Below are 17,805 nucleotides of genomic sequence, written 5' to 3'. Positions count from 1 at the left end.
CGTCAATCGAGCGGCGTCAGGAACTGCTCAGGCGTCAGTGCGCGGTTGACGATGCGGGTGTCGCCCATCCACCCGTAGAAGCCCTGCCCGAACGTCTCGTCGAACTGGGTGGCGCCCAGGGTGAAGGGCTTGCCCAGGGTGGCGATGCCGGTGGAGGGCTGGGTGGGATTGCGGGCGATCTTCGAGCCGTCCACGTAGACGACCGTGCGGCGGCCGTCGTTGACGACGGCGATGTGCGTCCACCGTCCCACCGGCAGCGCGTGGCTCCACGAGGTGGGATCGGCGTCCTGCCGCTCGGGATAGACGACGAACTGCAAGAAGCGCTCCGGCGAGAGGTTGAGGCTGCACGTGGGCTCCAGCGGCGACCAGCCGGTGGTCTTGCCCGCGTCGCCGTTGCGGCCCTGCCAGCTCAGGATGCCCATCCAGGAATGGTCGCCCTCGAAGGGCTCCGGCAGCCGCACGAACGTCTCGATGGTGTAGCCGCGCAGGAACTTCTCGCTGTTGAGCGGCGCGCGGGGGCCGGTGGTCAGGATGGCGCCGCGATTGGGGCTCTTGCCGCCGTCGAAGCGCAGGCTGGCGTGCGCGGGCTGGCCCGGGTGGTGGTCGGCCGAGACGGTGAGGGCCTGGGCGGCGCTGTCGTTAAGGCGGCTGACGGTCAGGTCGTTGCCGTGGCCGGACAGGTCCCGTACGACCGTCCCGTCCGGCACCGGGGCTCCCGCCGCCGGCAGGGACGCGCCAGCGGTGTCAAACCGCCAGTAGGCGAGGGTGCCGCGCACGAGGACGTCGGCGGCCGGACGCGGCTTCGGCGGGACGACCGGGGCGAAGCCCGCGAAGCGCTCGTCGAAGTCGATCGCGAGGCTGAACCGGTCGACGGGGCCGCTCAGTTCGAGCGTCTCCGCCTCCAGGGGCGTGCGGGCCTCTGGGTCGCGGGCGAGGAACCACGGGGAGAAGGTCTCGATGTCGATGACGTTGCGCACCAGGTCGAAGTGGTAGAGGCGGATCATGGCCGCGCCGCCGTAGTAGCGGTCCTGGTAGTTGGTGATGTGCAGGTGGACATCGTTGTCGGCGTTGTTCTTCAAAACCGTGCGGCCGGGCGGCCAGTAGTGTCCGCCGAGCGCCAGGAAGATCTGGTCGTTGTCCTTGACCAGGGCATCCCACATGCGGGTGCCGTTGTCCGACAGGTGGGCGGTGCCGTCGTCCTGCGCCCATACCAGGTCGTGGGTGGTCAGGATGGCCGGCACCTCGGGGTGGGCGTCCAGGACATCCTGCGCCCAGCTGAGGCCCGCGGCGGACACCCGCCAGTCCAGTGCGAGGACGAGCCAGGAGCGGCCGCCGGCGCGCAGCAGGTGGTAGCTGTTGTAGCCGTCCGGGGAAGCGCCGCCGAAGGTGGGGGCGGAGGAGAAGCGGTGCGGTCCGAAGGCGTCGAGGTAGGGCGTGTCGCCGCGCTGGTCGTCACCGGAGGCGATGTCGTGGTTGCCGGCCAGGACGCTGTAGGGGATGCGGCGGTCGATCAGACCGAAGGTGCTGGAGGCCAGGTCGATCTCGTCGCGGGTGCCGTGTTCGGTGATGTCGCCGAGGTGGGTCATGAAGGCGACGTTCGTCTCTTTGCGCTGGGAGAGCAGATAGCGGAACGTCGCCCGCAGCGGCTCGGGGTCGGCGCTGTCCGCGTCGAACAGGTACTGGGTGTCCGGCAGCACCGCGAGCGCGAACCGGGGGGCCTCGCTGTCGAAGCGGTGCTGGCCGCTCGCGCCGGCCGCGTGGGCGGGCGCGGCGCCGGCCACGAACGCGGAGCCTGCGAGGGCTCCGGCCGCGGGGACGGCCACGGCCGTCTTCAACAGGGCGCGTCTGTCGGGGTTCTGAGGGGGACGTGCGTTCACGGCTGCTCCTGGGACTGGCGTGCGTGAGGGGGGGCTGGACCGCACTGTTCTGGGAGGCCGTGACCGCGCCGGGTCACCGAGCTGAACGGCGCGCGACGGGCAACGGGCGGGCAGGGCGGGGATCCGGACCTCAGGCGGAGGCCAGCCGGCCGAAGGCCTCGCGATGCGGCGACGCGGGTCGCTCCGTCCGGCGCCAGGAGCTTCACAGACGCCGCCTGCCACCGGGGTTGCCCGAGGGTTCCTGTTGCCCGTTCGGCCGGGCGAGGTCGGGGCTTCGACATCACGCCGTGTGCCGCCAGTGGCACACAGCGGCTGAGTCGGTGCCGTCGGACGGCACGATGGCCCGTGTCCTCGCGCCCGTGGAAGGCTGGGACGCGTCCCAGCACGGCGGGTGCTGCGGCCGGCAGGTGAATCAGGGCGGTGCCCCGCTCAGTCGGGTGGAGCCGTACCTCGCGGCCGTGGCGTACGCGCTGGAGGAACCCGGCGGCCTCAAACTGCCGGCATTGGTATGTCGAGGTGCTGACACCGATGTGCAGTCGGCGGGCAAGATCGCCGACGGCCGGCCGGTGCGGGACATGGCGCAGGGGTGCACCACCCCGAAGGAGGGCGGCGCAGCCGGACGTGACTGCCTGTCAGGCGTGGCTCAAGGCTGGCTCCGATTCAGCTGCACAGCGGGGTTGGCCCCGGGCCGAGAGCAGGCAACTTTGTTCGTCAGCCGGCGGCGACCAGCAGCACGCGGGCCTCCAGCAGCTCAGCTTGGTGAACGGGAGTCCCCAGACCCTGCCCGTCAGGCATCACCCACGCGCGTGAAGCGAAGGAACACGCCGTTCGAACGCGGAACGCCCCCAGCGGGGATTTTCCACGTGTTTGATTTATCGCTACCCCCACCGAATAGACCTAAGCCGCACGGTCCTCCATAAAAAAGCTTATATATGCCCATACTCTCCTCCTATGTGCACGGAATTGCTCGGCGTCGGCGAGCAGCGATACGAACACCTGCGCGTGAGGTGCGATTCCGTCCCCTTCCCCCTTTCTGGAGAGTGACATGCGCGTTGTCGTCACCGGTGGCGGCGGTTTCCTGGGGTCTCATCTGTGCGAGGCATTGCTGCGACGCGGCGATGCGGTGGTGTGCCTGGACGATTTCTCCACCGGCGTTCTGGAGAACGTCGCCCACCTGCAGTCCGACCCGGCCTTCGAGCTGCGACGCGTGGACGTGAGCGAGGGCGTGGACGTGGCCGGCCAGGTCGACGCCGTCGCCCATCTGGCCTCCGCGGCCTCCCCGCCGGACTATCTGCGCCGCCCGCTGGAGACGCTCGCGGTGGGCAGCCGCGGAACGGAGAACGCCCTGCGTCTGGCCCTCCGTCATGGCGCCCGGTTCATCCTCGCGTCGACCAGCGAGATCTACGGCGACCCGCTGGTCCACCCGCAGGAGGAGACGTACTGGGGCAACGTCAACTCCATCGGCCCACGCAGCGTCTACGACGAAGCGAAGCGCTACGCGGAGGCGGTGTCGGCCGCGTACCGCCGAGCCCACGGTCTCGACGTGGGAATCGCGCGGATCTTCAACACCTACGGGCCGCGGATGAGGCCGCACGACGGGCGTGTGGTGTCCAGCTTCATCACCCAGGCCCTGACCGGCGAACCGATCACCATCTACGGCGACGGTGGCCAGACGCGCAGCTTCTGCTACGTCGACGACCTGACGCGCGGCCTCCTCGCGCTCCTCGACTCCTGCGAGATGGGCCCGTTCAACCTCGGCAACCCCATCGAGCGCACCGTCTGCGAACTCGCCGAAACGGTGCTCACCCTGACCGGTTCGGCATCCGAGATGAACCATCACCCGCTGCCGGTCGACGACCCGGTCCGTCGGCGCCCGGTCATCACCCGGGCACGCGAGGTGTTGGGCTGGGCGCCCGAGATCGACCTCACTGAGGGTTTGCGTCGCACCATCGCCTACTTCAGCGCCCGCCCCGACCGGCTCGGCGTCTCGGCCGCGGCGATCCGGGGCGGCCAGGCCGAGACGGTCCCACCGTCCTCGGTGTCGGTCGCTGCCCAGGCCATCCCCGCCCCGTCCGCCGTTGGCATGCATTCCGGGGCAGCGTCCGAACCGGCCGCCGCGAACGGCTGACCGGGCCCGCCTGCACGACGGGCCCTCGGACCGCTAGTGGCCGAGCAGGCCGCCGTGGCCGGACCGGTCCGCGGTCGCGGCCCCGATCCCCGTTCGCGGCCCCGGCGCCCGTCCCACCCCTCACGCCACAGACCCCTCACGCCACGGACCCGTGTCGCACCGCCTGGAGATCTGTCTGCCATGACGTCGTTGGAGCAAGGGCCCGTCCTGGGGGCCGGCCTCAAGAAGGACTCCCCGCTCTCCCGCCCGGCCCCCGGCGCACCGGAGGAATGGGCGGCCCTCGGCCACGAGATCCGCGCCCTGTCGCAGGGTTCGGTGGCCACCATCGGCCCCGACGGCCCCGTCCTCGCACGCCTCTCCCGTGGACTGACCTACCGCCCCTCCTGTTTCGTACGGGCGTTCTCACGCTCCGACCGTCTCCTGGTCCTGCTGCTCTCCGTCGGCTGGGCGGCCTGCCTGGTCTGGTTCTGGGTGTGGTGGCTCCAGCCGACCCACCGCCTCGGCTGGCCGGGCATGGTCGTCAACAGCGCGCTGATGCTCTATCTGACCTATCTGCCAGTGCACTTCCTCGTCGCACTGATCCGGATGCGGCGCTTCAATCCGCGGGTCCCCGTCCCCGCGCTGCGCACCGCCTTCGTCGTCACGCGCGCCCCCTCCGAGGGCTGGGACATCGCCCGCACCACCCTGGAGGCAATGCTCGATCAGGACTTCCCGCACGGTTACCACGTCTGGCTCTGCGACGAGGACCCCACCGCGGAGATCCTCGACTGGTGCCGGGCTCGCGGTGTCGGCGTCTCCTGCCGGCGCGGCCACGCGGACTACCACCGCGCCGACTGGCCGCGACGCACCCGGTGCAAGGAGGGCAACCTCGCCTACTTCTACGACCACTGGGGATACGCGCACTACGACGTGGTCGCCCAGCTCGACTGCGACCACGTCCCCGGGCCCCGGTACCTCGCCGAAGTGGTCCGGCCCTTCGCCGACCCGGCCGTCGGGTACGTCGCGGCACCGAGTGTCTGCGACTCCAACGCCGACGGTTCCTGGGCGGCCCGGGGACGGCTGCATCGCGAGGCCATGTTCCACGGCCCCGTGCAGCTCGGCCACTCCGCCGGCCTCGCTCCGGTGTGCATCGGCTCGCACTACGCGGTGCGTACGACGGCGCTGCGCGACATCGGCGGTCTCGGCCCTGAGCTCGCCGAGGACTTCTCGACCACTTTCCTGCTCACCTCGGCCGGCTGGCAGGGCGTGTTCGCGATCGACGCGGAAGCCCACGGCGAAGGACCCCTCACCTTCAACGCCATGATCACCCAGGAGTTCCAGTGGTCACGCAGCCTGACGGTGATGCTCCTGGGCATGGTGCCGCGTCATCTGGGCCGGATGCCCCTGAAACTGCGCATCCGCTTCGCCGCGGCACTGATGTACTACCCCCTCCTCGCCACGGCCACCGTCGTGGGCATCCTGCTGCCACCGGTCGCCGCCATCACCGGAACACCGTGGATCAACGTCAACTACGCGGAGTTCCTTGCGCACTTCTGGAGCATGTCCGTGTGGCTGATCCTGCTGACGCTCCTGTGCCGCCGCCGCGGCCTGATGCGCCCCAAGAACGCCCCTGTCTTCGGCTGGGAGATCTGGCTCTTCGCTCTCTCCCGCTGGCCGTTCGTGGCCAGGGGCGTACTGGCCGCTGTGGCGCAGAGGATCCGGCCCCGCCAGATCACGTTCAAGGTCACGCCGAAGAAGCGCATCGGCCTGGAGTACCTTCCGCTGCGGACCGTCGTCCCTTATCTGCTGATCACCTTGTTCCTGTCCGGGGCAGCCATCGTCGGTGAGTTCACCGGCCCTGCCGTCGGCTATGTGTTCCTGTGCATCCTCGGCTCGATCTCGTACGCCGTAGTGACCCTCGCGATCAGTGTGCTCCACATCAAGGAGACCGCACGCGCCGCCGGCGTCCCCGCCTCGCGAGCCCTGCACACCGCCGCGCTCCCGATCTCCGCCGGCCTGCTGTGTCTGCTCCCCCTGACCCTCGCCGCCGGCGTCTTCCCCACCTACCTCACCGGCTTCTACGCCTGGTGACCGCCTTCTCGGCAGAAGAAGAAACGAGGTCCTCCATGGCCCGGACCGTCCTGGTGACCGGCGGCGCCGGCTTCATCGGCAGCCACACCTGCGTGGAACTCCTCCGCGCCGGCGACGAGGTCGTCGTGCTCGACGACCACTCCAACAGTTCCCCCGAGGCCCTCGAACGGGTCTCGAAGATCGCGGGCCGCCCGATCGCCGCGGCCCACGTGGCCGACGTACGCGACAGAAAGGCCCTGGACACCGTCTTCGCGAGCCACCCGATCGACGCAGTGATCCACTTCGCCGCGAAGAAGGCCGTGGGCGAGTCGGTGCGCATTCCCCTGGCCTACTACGACATCAATGTCGGCGGCACCACGGCCCTGGTCTCCGCCATGCACGCGCACGGGGTGCACCGGCTCGTGTTCTCCTCGTCCTGCTCCATCTACGGTGACGCCACGAGCGTCCCGCTGACCGAGGCGTCCCCGGCCGCACCGACGAACCCGTACGCGACCACCAAATGGACCTGCGAGCAGATCCTCTCGGACCTGTGCCGGCACCTGCCGGAGCTGCGGGTGCTGGCCCTGCGGTACTTCAACCCCGCCGGTGCCCACCCCACGGGACTGCTCGGCGAGGACCCGCGCGGGGTGCCGAACAACATCGTGCCGTTTCTCACTCAGATCGCCGTGGGCCGCCGCGACGCTCTCAGTGTCTTCGGAGACGACTACCCGACGCCCGACGGCACGGGCATTCGCGACTACATCCACGTCGTCGACGTCGCAGAGGGGCACCGCACGGCCCTCGACCACATCGACGACGAACCCGGCATGCGGGTCTTCAACCTCGGCACCGGCCGCGGCGCCTCCGTCCTGGAGCTCGTGCGCGCCTTCGAGGAGGCCTCCGGCCGCCCGATCCCCTACCGCGTCGCCGCCCGCCGGGCCGGCGATGTCGCCGAACTCGTCGCCGACCCGGCGAAGGTCACGGCGGCCTGGGGCTGGACCGCACGGCGGGACCTGGCCGCGATCTGCCGCGACGCCTGGAACTTCCAGCAGCACAACCCCTACGGCTACGCCCCCTGACCACGGCACCCGACCCACCTTTGTTCGAAAGGAGTTGCCCCGCATGCGGTTGACCGTCATCGGCACGGGCTACCTCGGAGCTGTGCACGCCGCGTGCATGGCCGCCATCGGACACGACGTCCTCGGTGTCGACGTCGACACCGAGAAGATCACCGCCCTCTCCGAGGGCAGACCTCCCTTCTACGAGCCAGGCCTGGACGAAGTCCTGACCCAAGGACTCGCCTGCGGGAACCTGCGCTTCAACACCCGTCTCAGCGAAGCGGCCGCGCACGGCGAGGTCCACTTCATCTGCGTGGGCACCCCGCAACAAGCCGGTTCCCGAGCGGCCGACCTGCACTACGTCGACAGCGTCATCGACGGCCTCGTGCCGCACCTGCGTTCCTCCTGCCTGATCGTCGGCAAATCCACGGTCCCGGTGGGCACGACGGAGCGCCTGACCGACCGCGTCGCGGGCCTGGCACCCGCAGGGGTGCGGGTCGAGATCGCATGGAACCCCGAGTTCCTGCGCGAGGGATACGCCGTCGACGACACCCTGCGGCCGGACCGGATCGTCACCGGCGTGAACAGCCCGCAGGCGGATGAGACCCTCCGCCGCGTGTACGCGCCGATGCTGGAGGCGGGCGTCCCCTACATCTGCACCGACCCGAACACCGCCGAGCTGGTCAAGGTGGCGGCCAACTCCTTCCTCGCCACGAAGATCTCCTTCATCAACGCCATGGCGGAGGTCTGCGACGCCGCGGGCGCGGACGTGGTCACCCTCGCCGACGCCATCGGCCACGACACCCGGATCGGACGCCGGTTCCTCAACGCCGGCGTGGGCTTCGGCGGCGGATGCCTCCCCAAGGACATCCGGGCGTTTTCCGCCCGTGCCCAGGAACTGGGGGCCGGCCCTGCGGTGGCGTTCCTCGACCAGGTGGACGAGATCAACGGACGCCAACGGACCCGGACCGTCGCCCTCGCCCGCCGGATGGCCGGCGGCGACCTCACCGGCCGCCGCGTCGCCGTCCTGGGCGCAACCTTCAAGCCGGACAGCGATGACGTACGCGACTCGCCCGCGCTGGCCATCGCGGTCGCGCTGCGCAAGGAGGGCGCCGACGTCCGGGTCCACGACCCCGAGGGCACTGCGAACGCGGCTCTGGCCCACCCGGAGTTGTACTGCGACACCGACCTGCTGACAGCCTGCAAGGACGCGGAGCTCGTGCTGCACCTCACCGAGTGGGCCCAGTACCGTGAGCTGGATCCGGTCAAGCTGTCCCGGGTGGTCCGTATCCCCGTCCTCATCGACGGGCGCAACGCACTTGCGCATGACGACTGGCGGTCCGCCGGCTGGACCGTGAAGGCGCTGGGGAGGTCGGCCCCCAGCCCGCGACGGATGGTCAAGGCCGCTGAGCCGACACCGTCCCAGCTCGTCCCGCCGCCCGGTGCGCAGAGCAAGAGCACCGCGCCGCCGTCGCCCCTCATGGCGTAACCGTCGCGCCGGGCGCCCACTTCGGCGTTTCGGCACCACTTTTCTTTGATTCTGTTGTGTTGTGTTGTGTCCGTATTGGGCACACAGACGTCCCGAAGGGGTGCGCGTGAACGCGGTGAAGCGGAGCCGGACCGATCGGACCGTCATCGGAATCTCGGCCACAGTGCTTCTGCTGGTGACAGGGTGCGAGGTACCGGGGGCACCGGCGGTCTACCGGCCGGCGCGCCCGGCCAGCGGCGGCCCCTTCACCTTCTACGTGAGCCCGGACGGCGACGACAAGAACGACGGCATGTCGCCGCAGAAGCCCTGGCGAACCCTGGACCACGCCGACAGCGCGCGCCTCCACCCCGGCGACCGCCTCAGACTGCGTGGCGGCGAACGGTTCCGCGGCCGCCTCACCCTGGAGAAGGGGGAAGCAGGCAGCCCGACCCGGCCCGTCGTGATCGACTCCTACGGCGAGGGCCGGGCCACGATCGCCCCGCGCGGCACGTCCGGCATCACGGTCCACAACACCGCCGGCGTGGAGATCAGGAACATCGCACTCGTCGGTGACCGCAAGGCGCTTCGCGAAGGGGCAGGGATCGCCCTGCGCAACAGCCTTCCCGGCACCCGACGCCTCGAGCACGTCTCCATCACCAAGGTGGACGCAAGGGGATTCCAGAACGGGATCAGCGTCGGCGCGGACAAGGACTCCGTCACCGGCTTCAGCAACGTGCGGATCGCGGACACCTCCGTGCACCACAACCTCGAGGCGGGACTCGTCTTCTACGGCCCCGAGTTCGACGCCGCCCGCCCCGCCTACGCCAACACAGGGCTGCGGATCGAGCGGGTCAACGCGTACTCCAACACCGGTGACCCCCGAAACGACCGGCGCAACACCGGCAGCGGTATCGCACTGGGCAGCGTCAAGGACGCGAAAGTGACGCGGTCGGTGGCCCACGACAACGGCACGCAGTCCGCCACCGACGCCGACGAGGGCCCCGAAGGCATCTGGACGTACGACTCCACCCGTGTCGTGCTGGAGCACAACAAGTCCTACCGCAACCGAACCGGCTCACGGGTCGACGGCGGCGGGTTCGGCCTCGACAACAACGTGTCCTCCTCCGTCGTGCAGTACAACCTCGCTTACCACAACGACGGACCGGGATTCCTCGTCTACTCCGGCAAGCCGACCGGCGCCCACAAGGACAATGTGGTCCGCTTCAACATCAGCTGGGACGACGCACGAAGGCTGCCGGAGTACGGGGGCATTGTCGCCTACGGCACCCGTTTGAAGGACCTGTCCATCCACCACAACACGGTGGTGATGCGGACCGACGGCCTTGCCTCCGCCGCTGCGACGGGCCAACGTCCCCCGGCCCTGAGACTGCGCGACGGCATGCGCGGCGTGCGCGTCCACAGCAACATCTTCGCCACCGACAGCGGCCCTCTGGTCGACACCCAGTCGCCCTACAATCCGAGCGTCCTCAACTTCCAGGGCAACAACTACCACAGCACGCGCAGTTGGTCGCTTTCATGGGGGACCGAGCGTTTCACGACCCTGGACGCGTGGCGGACCGCTTCCGGCCATGAAGGGCTGAACGGCGTTGCGACCGGATCGAGCCACAACCCGTGCCTGCGGGCACTGGACACCCCCGGCACAGGCCGGATCAGCGCAGAAGATCTGGTACCGCGCTGCCAAAGGGCGACGCCCGCCGGCCTCGACCCCCGGGCACTGGGCACCGACCCGGGCCCGGTCGACTACCTCGGCAGGCGACTCCCAGCGATCCTTACGGCGGGGGCCGTACAGCCGCGCCCTTGAGCGACCGGACAGGCAGCCGACTTTCGTGGCCCGCCGGCCAGCCGTACTCAAGTCGGCCAGCAGGATCGGGTGCAGCTCGTCGCATACGCTCGACTCGTGCCACCGGGCCGGCCGCCGCCGACGGGACCGGCGCGCACTGGCCCGGCTCTGCGCTGTACGTGCAAGCGCGCCCGCTCCCCGCGTCCCTCGATACGATCACGGGACGTCAGCGGGTGCGGTCGCTGAACCAGCGGCGGGGTGACCAGATCCTTGAACCCGCTTGAGCACGCCGGGCTCAGGCCCCGCCGACCACCATCTCGGCTTCAGCCTCGGTGACGGAGCCATACACCCCAAGGACGGTGTCCACCCCAGTCATGGTCAGCGTCCGCTGCAGCTTCGGCGGCACAGAGGCCAGCACCAGTACGGACCCGGCTCCCTCGGCCTGGCGCCAGGCGCACAGCAGCACATTCAGCCCGGCCGAATCACAGAAGGACACCCCCGACAGGTCCACCACCACACGCCGCAGCCCCCGCGCGATCTCATCCACAAGACGAGTGCGGAAGAACGGAGCGGTCTGCCAGTCCATCTCTCCGCTCAGCAGCAAGATCAGACACGTTCCCGACGCACTCGTGTCAACCGAAGGCTCTGCGGTCATCACGCTCTCCCAGCCGCCTCGAGCGGGAGACGCCACCGATTGTGATGATGAGCCTACAGAGTTTCCGCACATTTAGTTCTCAGTCTGTCCACAAACGGTGGCCCACCGTGCCGTCGGCCTGGCCACGTGCGCGCGGTGCCGCGGACGCCTCTGCCCTTCGATCACGGCCGTCGCTGCGCCTGAGCGAACAGAAAGCGAGCCTCGCGGCTGGGGCCGCCCGGTGATGTGACGGCGGCCGCGCCGAACCAACAGGGTTTGGCGCAGCCGTTCGGGGCGGGTGGTGTCGCCGGAGAGGGCGATCTCCCGCAACTCGCGGGCCAGTCGCCACGGCCGATGTGGGGGACGTATCACGCGGTGGAGCTGCGCCGGGCCCCCACGCCGCGCGCGGAGGCCTCCGGGGACCGCACCATGCTGCTGACCAAGCGGGAGCGGGAGGTGCTGGCGATGCTCGGCGCCGGCCTGTCGAACGCACAGATCGCCGAGCGTCTGCATCTGGTCGAGGGGACGATCAAGACGTACGTCAGTGCCATCCTCAACCAGCTCGGGGTCCGCAACCGGGTGCAGGCGGCGATCATCGCCTATGAGGCGGGGCTGGTGAACAAGGACGACCTGGGGTAGCCGGGTCCGGGCGGGCCGCCGCGCCCTCAAGTGCGGTGCGGCGGGCCGCCGTTCACCCCTGGACGCGGCCTTGCGTGTGGTCCTTGACGAAGCGGGCGAGCTGGGTCGCGCCCTCGGCGGCCTGATCGACGGTGACGCCGTAGGTCTCCGCCGACCGGCGCAGTGCCGCCTCGTCGGCGGCGAAGGGGACGTCGAGGGTGAGGAAGAAGCCGCCGTGTGGGTCGTTCCAGTGCACCCCGGCCGACTCTGGCTCGCCGGGCGGCAGTTCACGGGCGAGGGTCTTGCGCAGGACGCCCATGGTGGCCTGGTAGTGCCGGGCGACGGGCTCGTTGGCGGCCCGCAGGCCTCCGCCGGCGCGCATCAGGAGTCCGGCGACGGCGGCCTGGCGAAGGAGCCGAGGTAGATGACGCGACGCGCGGTGTCCAGCGCCTTCAAAGTCGGCCGCCGGAAGGTGCTCAGCTCGTCCTGTTCCATCAATGGCGGTCAGCCGCGCACGTGCAGCCCGAAACCCGTGCGACCCGCCGGTTCCAGTCCCTCCTTCAGGTGCAGCGAGGGGATCTCGTAGTCGCCGAAGTTTTGCCGCCGGAATGCGATCGGCTCGGTCGACTCCAGGGTGAGCAGGCGCTGTTCCCATGCCTTGGCGACGTCCGCATAGTCTTCGCCGGTCATCCGGTCAGCGCCGTACAGCACGAACGGCGGCAGCACTTCGATGCCCGGGTAGTAGAGGATGCCGTGCTGGATCGGGAACAGCAGATCGTCGATGGGGCCGTTGATCCCGCGAGCGGCGTAATGCGACTCCGGGCCGCCGGCGGTCACCGACAGCAGAGCCCTCCTGCCCGCGAGGGTGCCTTCGCCGAAGCGCTCGCCGTACTTGGTGTCGCTGTGCTCGCCGACGCCGTAGGCGAAGTGGTACGTGAAGACCCGGTCCACCCAGCCCTTGAGGATCGCGGGCATCGTGTACCACCACAGCGGGAACTGGAAGATGATCGTGTCGGCCCACAGCAGCTTCTCCTGCTCGGCGAGGACGTCCGCGGTGAGTGTCCCGGAGTCGAAGGCCCGGCCCGAGTCCAGGGCGACCTTCAGCGGACGCGAGGCGTTGGGGCCGTAGTCCGTGGCGTCCACGACCGCCTTCCAGTTCATCGCGTACAGATCGCTCACCCGTACCTCGTGCCCGGCGTTCAGCAGCGTGGACACCGCGAGGTCCTTCAGGGAGCCGTTGAGCGACTTCGGCTCCGGGTGGGCGTAGACGATCAGCGTCTTCATGGGAACTCCTTCGGATCGGATGCCTCCGATCCTGGACGCCACGGCGCCCGGCGTTCAGGGGCCCATGTTCCGTCGGACGGGACTTCCTGGTAACGGCAGGACCACCTTCACGGGCCCCCGCCGAGGCCATACTGGGCACATGGACGATCTCGCGGGCTTCCTGCGGACCCGGCGTTCCAGGGTCGACCCGGCCGCTGCCGGCATCCCCACCGACAGCCGCCGCCGGGTCGAAGGGCTGCGCCGCGAAGAGGTCGCGCACCTGTCCGGAGTCAGCGTCGACTACTACGTCCGCCTGGAGCAGGGCCGCGCGACCCAGCCCTCCGAGCAGGTCCTCGACGCCCTCGCCCGCGTCCTCGGCCTCGACGACACCGAACGCGGACACCTCTACCGGCTCGCCCGGCAGCGCCGCCACCGCGCGAAAGCACCAGGCGGGCGGGTCCGCCCGGAGCTGCTGCGCGTCCTGGACCTGGTATCCGACGCACCCGCGCTGATCATGAACCACCGCACGGACGTACTCGCCGGAAACCGCCTCGCCAGACTCCTCTACGGCCGCCCGATGCCGGGCCTGAACACCGCACGGCACATCTTCCTCGAGGAAGCCGAGCGCGGACTGTACGCGGACTGGGAGAACTGCACCCTCGACGTGGTCGGGCACCTGCGCCTGGCCGCCGGAAAATACCCCGAGGATCCCCGCCTGGCCTCACTCATCGGCGAGCTGGCGATGGGCAGCGAACGCTTCCGCCGCCTCTGGGCCCGCGCGGACGTACGCGCCCGCACACATGGACGCAAGGCCTACCGGCATCCCCTGGTCGGACTGCTGGAACTGCACCAGGAGAACTTCGCGCTGCCCAACGAATCAGGCATCGAGCTACTGGTGCTGTCCGCATCCCCCGGCAGCCCCGCCGAGGACGGACTGCGCCTGCTCGCCGGCCTGGGCGCCGACAACGGCAATGACCATCCCCCAGTGGACGCCCAGATCCGCGAGTAATCTGCCTATGCGAGGGTGAGCGAACGAAGTTCAGCGTCCAACATGCGAATCAGTTCACCAACCCGTCCACCGCCACCTGGTGCCGCTGGGAAGCGTTTGAGCACCTCCACGACGACCGGTGTCGCACGACGCACCGCTCGCTCAATATGTTCGGCACCAATGCCCGGATTGTCGCCAGCGACGAGTTCGGCTGCTCTGGCCGCGTGAGCGCCGGCTCCGAGAATGTGCTTGACCTGGGTGGCCTTCGCCAGCGGATGCAAGTACGCGGCGCCGGCCGCAGACATCGCTGCCCGCGCTGCCTCGCGCGCAGCCGCAGTGTCCGCGCTCTTGGCTGCCTTGAGGGCCGCCCACGCTGTGTCGCGCAAAGCCTTCCCTCGCTCACCACCCCGGGCGAACTCCCACGCGGTACCGATAGCATCTCGAGGCCGCGAGTCGTCAGGCTGATCCGCCTCGAATATTCCGAGCACCACTTCCGCGCACGCCGCAGCGAACGCGGTGACCTCACGCAGGTCTTCCTTACTCAGAGCAATCCCGCTCTCGTCCTCTGCCATGAATCCATCCTCGACCATCGCGCCGGACAGCAAGGTGGCAGGGGAACTCCGGGCTGCTGGGCCTGGTCAGAGCCGACCCCGGGCGCGGCACGCCGGGGCGGCCCCGACGATGGCTCGGGGCCGCCGCTCATGGGCCGGTCAGCCGGAGGCGATGCTTTCGGGGTCGTCCGCCGGGGTGCCGACGCGGAGCCACCGGTAGCCGTACGGGGGCAGGTCGACGTGGAACATGCCGTCCTTGCCTGCCTTGAGACCGGTGTGTTGCTCGTCGAGCAGGTCCGTCAACCGTCCACTGGATCCGGCCTCGGCCAGTTCCAGGCGTACGGTGTGAGGCCGGTCCGCGAAGTTGTGTACGGCCAGCACGGTGCCGTCACCGTCGCGGCAGACGTGCGCCAGCACGGCGTCCTCCCCGGTCGTGAGCAACCGGTAGTCACCCCAGGCCAGTTCGGGGGCCTCCCGGTAGCGTTCGACGAACAGACGCATGCGGCTCAGCAGGGAAGCAGGATCGCGGCTCTGCTCGTACACGTTGACCTTCTGGGGACCGAACGCGCCGTCCACCAACGGGTTGGGGAAGGCGTCCGGCTCGGCGGTGGAGAACCCGGCGGCCTTCTGCGGGGTCCACTGCATCGGGGTGCGTACGGCCTGGCGTCCCTCCGCGGCCAGGTTCTCGCCCATGCCTATTTCCTCGCCGTAGAAGAGCACGGGGGTGCCCGGCAGGGTGAACAGCAGGCTGTAGGCCAGTTCGACGCGGCGTCGGTCGCCGTCGACCATGGGCGGGAGCCTGCGGCGCAGCCCTCGGTCGTACAGCTGCATGTCCTTGTCCGGGCCGAACGACGCGAACACTTCGGCCCGTTCGTCGTCGCTGAGTTTGTCGAGGGTCAGTTCGTCGTGGTTGCGCACGAACGTGGCCCAGTGGGCGTCGCGCGGTGCCGCGGGGCGCTCGCGCAGTGCGGCGGCCAGCGGCCTGGCGTCGTGGCGTGCCATCGACAGGTACATCTGCTGCATCGCGACGAAGTCGAAGCACATGGTGAGTTCGTCGCCGCGGTCCGAGGAGGGGTCGCCGAAGAAGCGGGTGGTGTCGTCGTAGGGCAGGTTGACCTCGCCGAGCAGGACCGCCTCGCCGTTGCGGCGGCCGAGGAAGGCACGCAGGTCGGCGAGGTACTCGTGCGGGTCGGGCAGTTCCCCCGCGTCGCTCTGTCCGTCGGTCTCCAGCAGGAAGGGCACGGCGTCGACCCGGAAGCCGGACAGGCCGAGCTGGGTCCAGAAGCCCATGATGCGGGCGATCTCGTCACGGACCGCGGGGTTGGCGACGTTGAGGTCGGGCTGCTGCTTGTAGAAGCGGTGCAGGTAGTACTGGCCGCTGCCCTCGTCGTACTCCCACAGGCTGTCCTCCGCGTCGGGGAAGACCACGCCCTCGGGGCCGTCCTCCGGGGGCTCGTCCTTCCAGACGTACCAGTCGCGGTGAACGGAGTCCCGGCCGGAGCGGGCGTCCTTGAACCAGGGGTGGTCCTCGGAGGTGTGGTTGACGACGAGGTCGGCGATCACGCGGATGCCGCGGTCGCGCGCGGTGCGGACGAACTCGGTGAAGTCGCCGAGGGTACCCAGGCGCGGGTCCACGCCGTAGAAGTCCGTGATGTCGTAGCCGTCGTCGCGCTCCCGCGTGGGGTAGAAGGGCATCAGCCACACGCAGGTCACGCCGAGGCGCACCAGGTGGTCGATGCGCTGGGTGAGCCCCGCGAAGTCCCCGATGCCGTCGCCGTTGCCGTCCTGGTACGTCTCGACGTCCAGGCAGTACACCACCGCGTTCTTCCACCACAGGTCGGACGTGCGGGTCAGACGCATCGGTACTCCTTGGCCGTGGCGGGGATCGGGCGGGTCACGTCGAGCAGCGGCAGCACCTCGGCGCCGAACGCGTCGATGAACGCCGCCTGTTCCCGACCCACGTGGTGCAGCATCACCGACTCGAACCCGAGGTCGGCGTACTCCTGGAGCCGGGCGGCGTGCCAACCGAGGTCGCTGGAGACGTTGACCGTGCGCGCGACCTGCTCGGGGGTGACGTGCTCGCTGACGACGTCGAACAGTTCGGCGGAGTCGAGGTCCCAACTGACCGGCGGAGAGTGCACGTTGGTCCGCCACTGGTCGTGCGCGAGGGCGAGCGCCTCTGCCTCGTCGGGCGCCCAGCTCAGGTGCACCTGGAGGTGGAGGGGCCCACGGCCGCCCGCGTCACGGTACGCGCCGATGATCTCGCGCAGGCGTTCACGCGGGGCGTTGACCGTGATCAGTCCGTCCGCCCACTCGGCGCACCAGGCCGCGGTGGCTGTGCTGCACGCGGCTCCTATCAGCGGCGGTTCCTCGGGCGGCAGCGTCCACAGCCGGGCCCGGTCCACGGTCACCAGCCCGTCGTGGCTGACCTCTTCGCCCCGCAGCAGCGCCCGGATGACGTCGACGCACTCCCGCAGGCGCGCGGAGCGGATGTCCTTGCGGGGCCAACCCGCGCCGGTGATGTGTTCGTTGGAGGCCTCTCCGGTGCCGAGCGCGGTCCAGAACCGGCCCGGGTTCATGGACGCGAGGGTGGCGATCGCCTGGGCGACGACGGCGGGATGGTAGCGCTGGCCGGGGGCGTTCACCACACCGAACGGCACCTGGTCGGTGGCCTGGAGGGCGGCTCCGAGCCATGACCAGGCGAAGCCGGACTCCCCCTGACGCACGCTCCACGGGGAGAAGTGGTCCGAGCACATGGCGGCGGTGAAGCCCGCCTGCTCCGCGCGTACCACGGCGTCGAGGAGATCCGCGGGTGGAATCTGCTCGTGCGAGGCGTGAAATCCGTAGACAGTCATGGCAAGCGACTACCCCCCGGACGGCCTCTCAACGGGCGCCGAACCCACGGGTGTCGGCGCCGTCAAAACTCCGGCGCCGCACGATGCCCGTGGTGGGGTTGAGGAGCGCGGGAGGGAGCCTGGAGAGGTGCCCTCGCAGGACATCCACGGGGAAGCGACCTCGGACGACCTCAACAGGCCCGCTCCGGCACGAGCCGTCTGCGCCGTGCGTCGGCGACCCCGTCGTCCTCGGCGCCGACGGCTTCGTGTCCGGCCGAGCGCCGCCGCGTCTCCGCAGTCCTCCGGCTCGCAGGTCCGCGTGTCAGGCGCTCGCGTGACGGCGGACGGCCGCCCTGCGGGGAGCCGCATGGTGGGCGGGCCGGTCGGCGTCCTTGGACCGGTGCTGCCGCAGCCACAGGGTCGTCGCGGACAGCAGACCGGCTGGTCGTCCTGCGCAGCCTGACCAAGACCTGGGGCCTGGCCGGGCTGCGCATCGGCTACGTCCTCGCCGCCCCGGAGACGATCGCGGAACTGGA

The 17,805-nt window shown here is 69.9% G+C and carries 13 protein-coding genes and 2 pseudogenes; 8 read left to right on the top strand and 7 right to left on the bottom strand.

Going from position 1 to position 17,805, the window contains the following annotated elements:
* Positions 1–2 precede the first annotated feature (2 nt).
* Positions 3–1,877 (bottom strand): LamG-like jellyroll fold domain-containing protein, encoded by a 1,875-nt coding sequence (locus tag ACWD1Z_RS34825; RefSeq protein ID WP_451124499.1) that lies wholly within the window; start codon positions 1,875–1,877, stop codon positions 3–5.
* 1,045 nt (positions 1,878–2,922) lie between these two features.
* Between ACWD1Z_RS34825 and ACWD1Z_RS34820 the strand changes: the two genes are divergently transcribed.
* The 5 genes from ACWD1Z_RS34820 (at position 2,923) to ACWD1Z_RS34800 (ending at position 10,402) form a co-directional block, all read left to right on the top strand.
* Positions 2,923–4,005, top strand: a complete 1,083-nt coding sequence (locus tag ACWD1Z_RS34820; protein WP_451124497.1) for a UDP-glucuronic acid decarboxylase family protein — start codon at positions 2,923–2,925, stop codon at positions 4,003–4,005.
* Between the two features lie 180 nt (positions 4,006–4,185).
* A complete protein-coding gene (locus ACWD1Z_RS34815; RefSeq protein ID WP_451124495.1) occupies positions 4,186–6,075 on the top strand; it encodes a glycosyltransferase family 2 protein in 1,890 nt (629 codons plus the stop codon).
* Between the two features lie 35 nt (positions 6,076–6,110).
* Positions 6,111–7,133, top strand: a complete 1,023-nt coding sequence (gene galE / locus ACWD1Z_RS34810; protein ID WP_451124493.1) for a UDP-glucose 4-epimerase GalE — start codon at positions 6,111–6,113, stop codon at positions 7,131–7,133.
* Between the two features lie 43 nt (positions 7,134–7,176).
* Positions 7,177–8,601: a UDP-glucose dehydrogenase family protein gene (locus ACWD1Z_RS34805; RefSeq protein WP_451124491.1), complete on the top strand. Its 1,425-nt coding sequence runs from the start codon at positions 7,177–7,179 to the stop codon at positions 8,599–8,601.
* Between the two features lie 175 nt (positions 8,602–8,776).
* Positions 8,777–10,402 (top strand): right-handed parallel beta-helix repeat-containing protein, encoded by a 1,626-nt coding sequence (locus ACWD1Z_RS34800; RefSeq protein ID WP_451124489.1) that lies wholly within the window; start codon positions 8,777–8,779, stop codon positions 10,400–10,402.
* Positions 10,403–10,676: 274 nt separating this feature from the next.
* Here the strand turns inward: ACWD1Z_RS34800 and ACWD1Z_RS34795 are convergent, their stop codons facing one another.
* On the bottom strand, positions 10,677–11,036 hold the full coding sequence (locus tag ACWD1Z_RS34795) for an STAS domain-containing protein (RefSeq protein WP_451124487.1): 360 nt from the start codon (positions 11,034–11,036) through the stop codon (positions 10,677–10,679).
* Between the two features lie 402 nt (positions 11,037–11,438).
* Here ACWD1Z_RS34795 and ACWD1Z_RS34790 point away from each other — a divergent pair.
* A pseudogene (locus ACWD1Z_RS34790) lies at positions 11,439–11,654 on the top strand (response regulator transcription factor); the annotation flags it as partial.
* Between the two features lie 52 nt (positions 11,655–11,706).
* Here the strand turns inward: ACWD1Z_RS34790 and ACWD1Z_RS34785 are convergent.
* Positions 11,707–12,015: a hypothetical protein gene (locus ACWD1Z_RS34785; RefSeq protein WP_451124485.1), complete on the bottom strand. Its 309-nt coding sequence runs from the start codon at positions 12,013–12,015 to the stop codon at positions 11,707–11,709.
* A gap of 122 nt (positions 12,016–12,137) precedes the next feature.
* Positions 12,138–12,917 (bottom strand): NAD(P)H-dependent oxidoreductase, encoded by a 780-nt coding sequence (locus ACWD1Z_RS34780; RefSeq protein WP_451124483.1) that lies wholly within the window; start codon positions 12,915–12,917, stop codon positions 12,138–12,140.
* 139 nt (positions 12,918–13,056) lie between these two features.
* Here ACWD1Z_RS34780 and ACWD1Z_RS34775 point away from each other — a divergent pair, with 139 nt between their 5' ends.
* Entirely contained in the window at positions 13,057–13,905 is an 849-nt protein-coding gene (locus ACWD1Z_RS34775) for a helix-turn-helix transcriptional regulator (RefSeq protein ID WP_451124481.1), read from the top strand.
* Between the two features lie 5 nt (positions 13,906–13,910).
* Here ACWD1Z_RS34775 and ACWD1Z_RS34770 read toward each other — a convergent pair whose 3' ends face one another.
* The 3 genes from ACWD1Z_RS34770 to ACWD1Z_RS34760 all read right to left on the bottom strand — a co-directional run bounded on the left by ACWD1Z_RS34770 (position 13,911) and on the right by ACWD1Z_RS34760 (position 17,290).
* Positions 13,911–14,456 carry a putative immunity protein gene (locus ACWD1Z_RS34770; protein ID WP_451124479.1) on the bottom strand — a complete coding sequence of 182 codons (546 nt, stop codon included), beginning with the start codon at positions 14,454–14,456 and terminating at the stop codon, positions 13,911–13,913.
* Positions 14,457–14,594: 138 nt separating this feature from the next.
* Complete coding sequence (locus ACWD1Z_RS34765) at positions 14,595–16,295, bottom strand: alpha-amylase family protein (protein WP_451124477.1); 1,701 nt, start codon at positions 16,293–16,295, stop codon at positions 14,595–14,597.
* Entirely contained in the window at positions 16,286–17,290 is a 1,005-nt protein-coding gene (locus tag ACWD1Z_RS34760; protein ID WP_451124475.1) for a TIGR03885 family FMN-dependent LLM class oxidoreductase, read from the bottom strand. The genes ACWD1Z_RS34765 and ACWD1Z_RS34760 overlap by 10 nt, the downstream gene beginning before the upstream one ends.
* Before the next feature lie 420 nt (positions 17,291–17,710).
* On the opposite strand from ACWD1Z_RS34760, the pseudogene ACWD1Z_RS34755 reads away from it, so the two are divergent.
* A pseudogene (locus ACWD1Z_RS34755) lies at positions 17,711–17,805 on the top strand (aminotransferase class I/II-fold pyridoxal phosphate-dependent enzyme); the annotation flags it as partial.

The sequence above is a fragment of the Streptomyces sp. NPDC002784 genome, assembly GCF_053592135.1.
The sequence above is the reverse complement of the archived record's forward strand: the minus strand, read 5'-3'. Positions and strand labels throughout refer to the sequence as shown.

Excerpts from the sequence above, each read along its gene's own strand:
- ACWD1Z_RS34820 (WP_451124497.1), top strand. The coding sequence starts at position 2,923 with ATGCGCGTTGTCGTCACCGGTGGCGGCGGTTTCCTGGGGTCTCATCTG.
- ACWD1Z_RS34815 (WP_451124495.1), top strand. The coding sequence starts at position 4,186 with ATGACGTCGTTGGAGCAAGGGCCCGTCCTGGGGGCCGGCCTCAAGAAG.
- galE (WP_451124493.1), top strand. The coding sequence starts at position 6,111 with ATGGCCCGGACCGTCCTGGTGACCGGCGGCGCCGGCTTCATCGGCAGC.
- ACWD1Z_RS34805 (WP_451124491.1), top strand. The coding sequence starts at position 7,177 with ATGCGGTTGACCGTCATCGGCACGGGCTACCTCGGAGCTGTGCACGCC.
- ACWD1Z_RS34795 (WP_451124487.1), bottom strand. The coding sequence starts at position 11,036 with ATGACCGCAGAGCCTTCGGTTGACACGAGTGCGTCGGGAACGTGTCTG.
- ACWD1Z_RS34785 (WP_451124485.1), bottom strand. The coding sequence starts at position 12,015 with ATGCGCGCCGGCGGAGGCCTGCGGGCCGCCAACGAGCCCGTCGCCCGG.
- ACWD1Z_RS34780 (WP_451124483.1), bottom strand. The coding sequence starts at position 12,917 with ATGAAGACGCTGATCGTCTACGCCCACCCGGAGCCGAAGTCGCTCAAC.
- ACWD1Z_RS34775 (WP_451124481.1), top strand. The coding sequence starts at position 13,057 with ATGGACGATCTCGCGGGCTTCCTGCGGACCCGGCGTTCCAGGGTCGAC.
- ACWD1Z_RS34770 (WP_451124479.1), bottom strand. The coding sequence starts at position 14,456 with ATGGCAGAGGACGAGAGCGGGATTGCTCTGAGTAAGGAAGACCTGCGT.
- ACWD1Z_RS34765 (WP_451124477.1), bottom strand. The coding sequence starts at position 16,295 with ATGCGTCTGACCCGCACGTCCGACCTGTGGTGGAAGAACGCGGTGGTG.
- ACWD1Z_RS34760 (WP_451124475.1), bottom strand. The coding sequence starts at position 17,290 with ATGACTGTCTACGGATTTCACGCCTCGCACGAGCAGATTCCACCCGCG.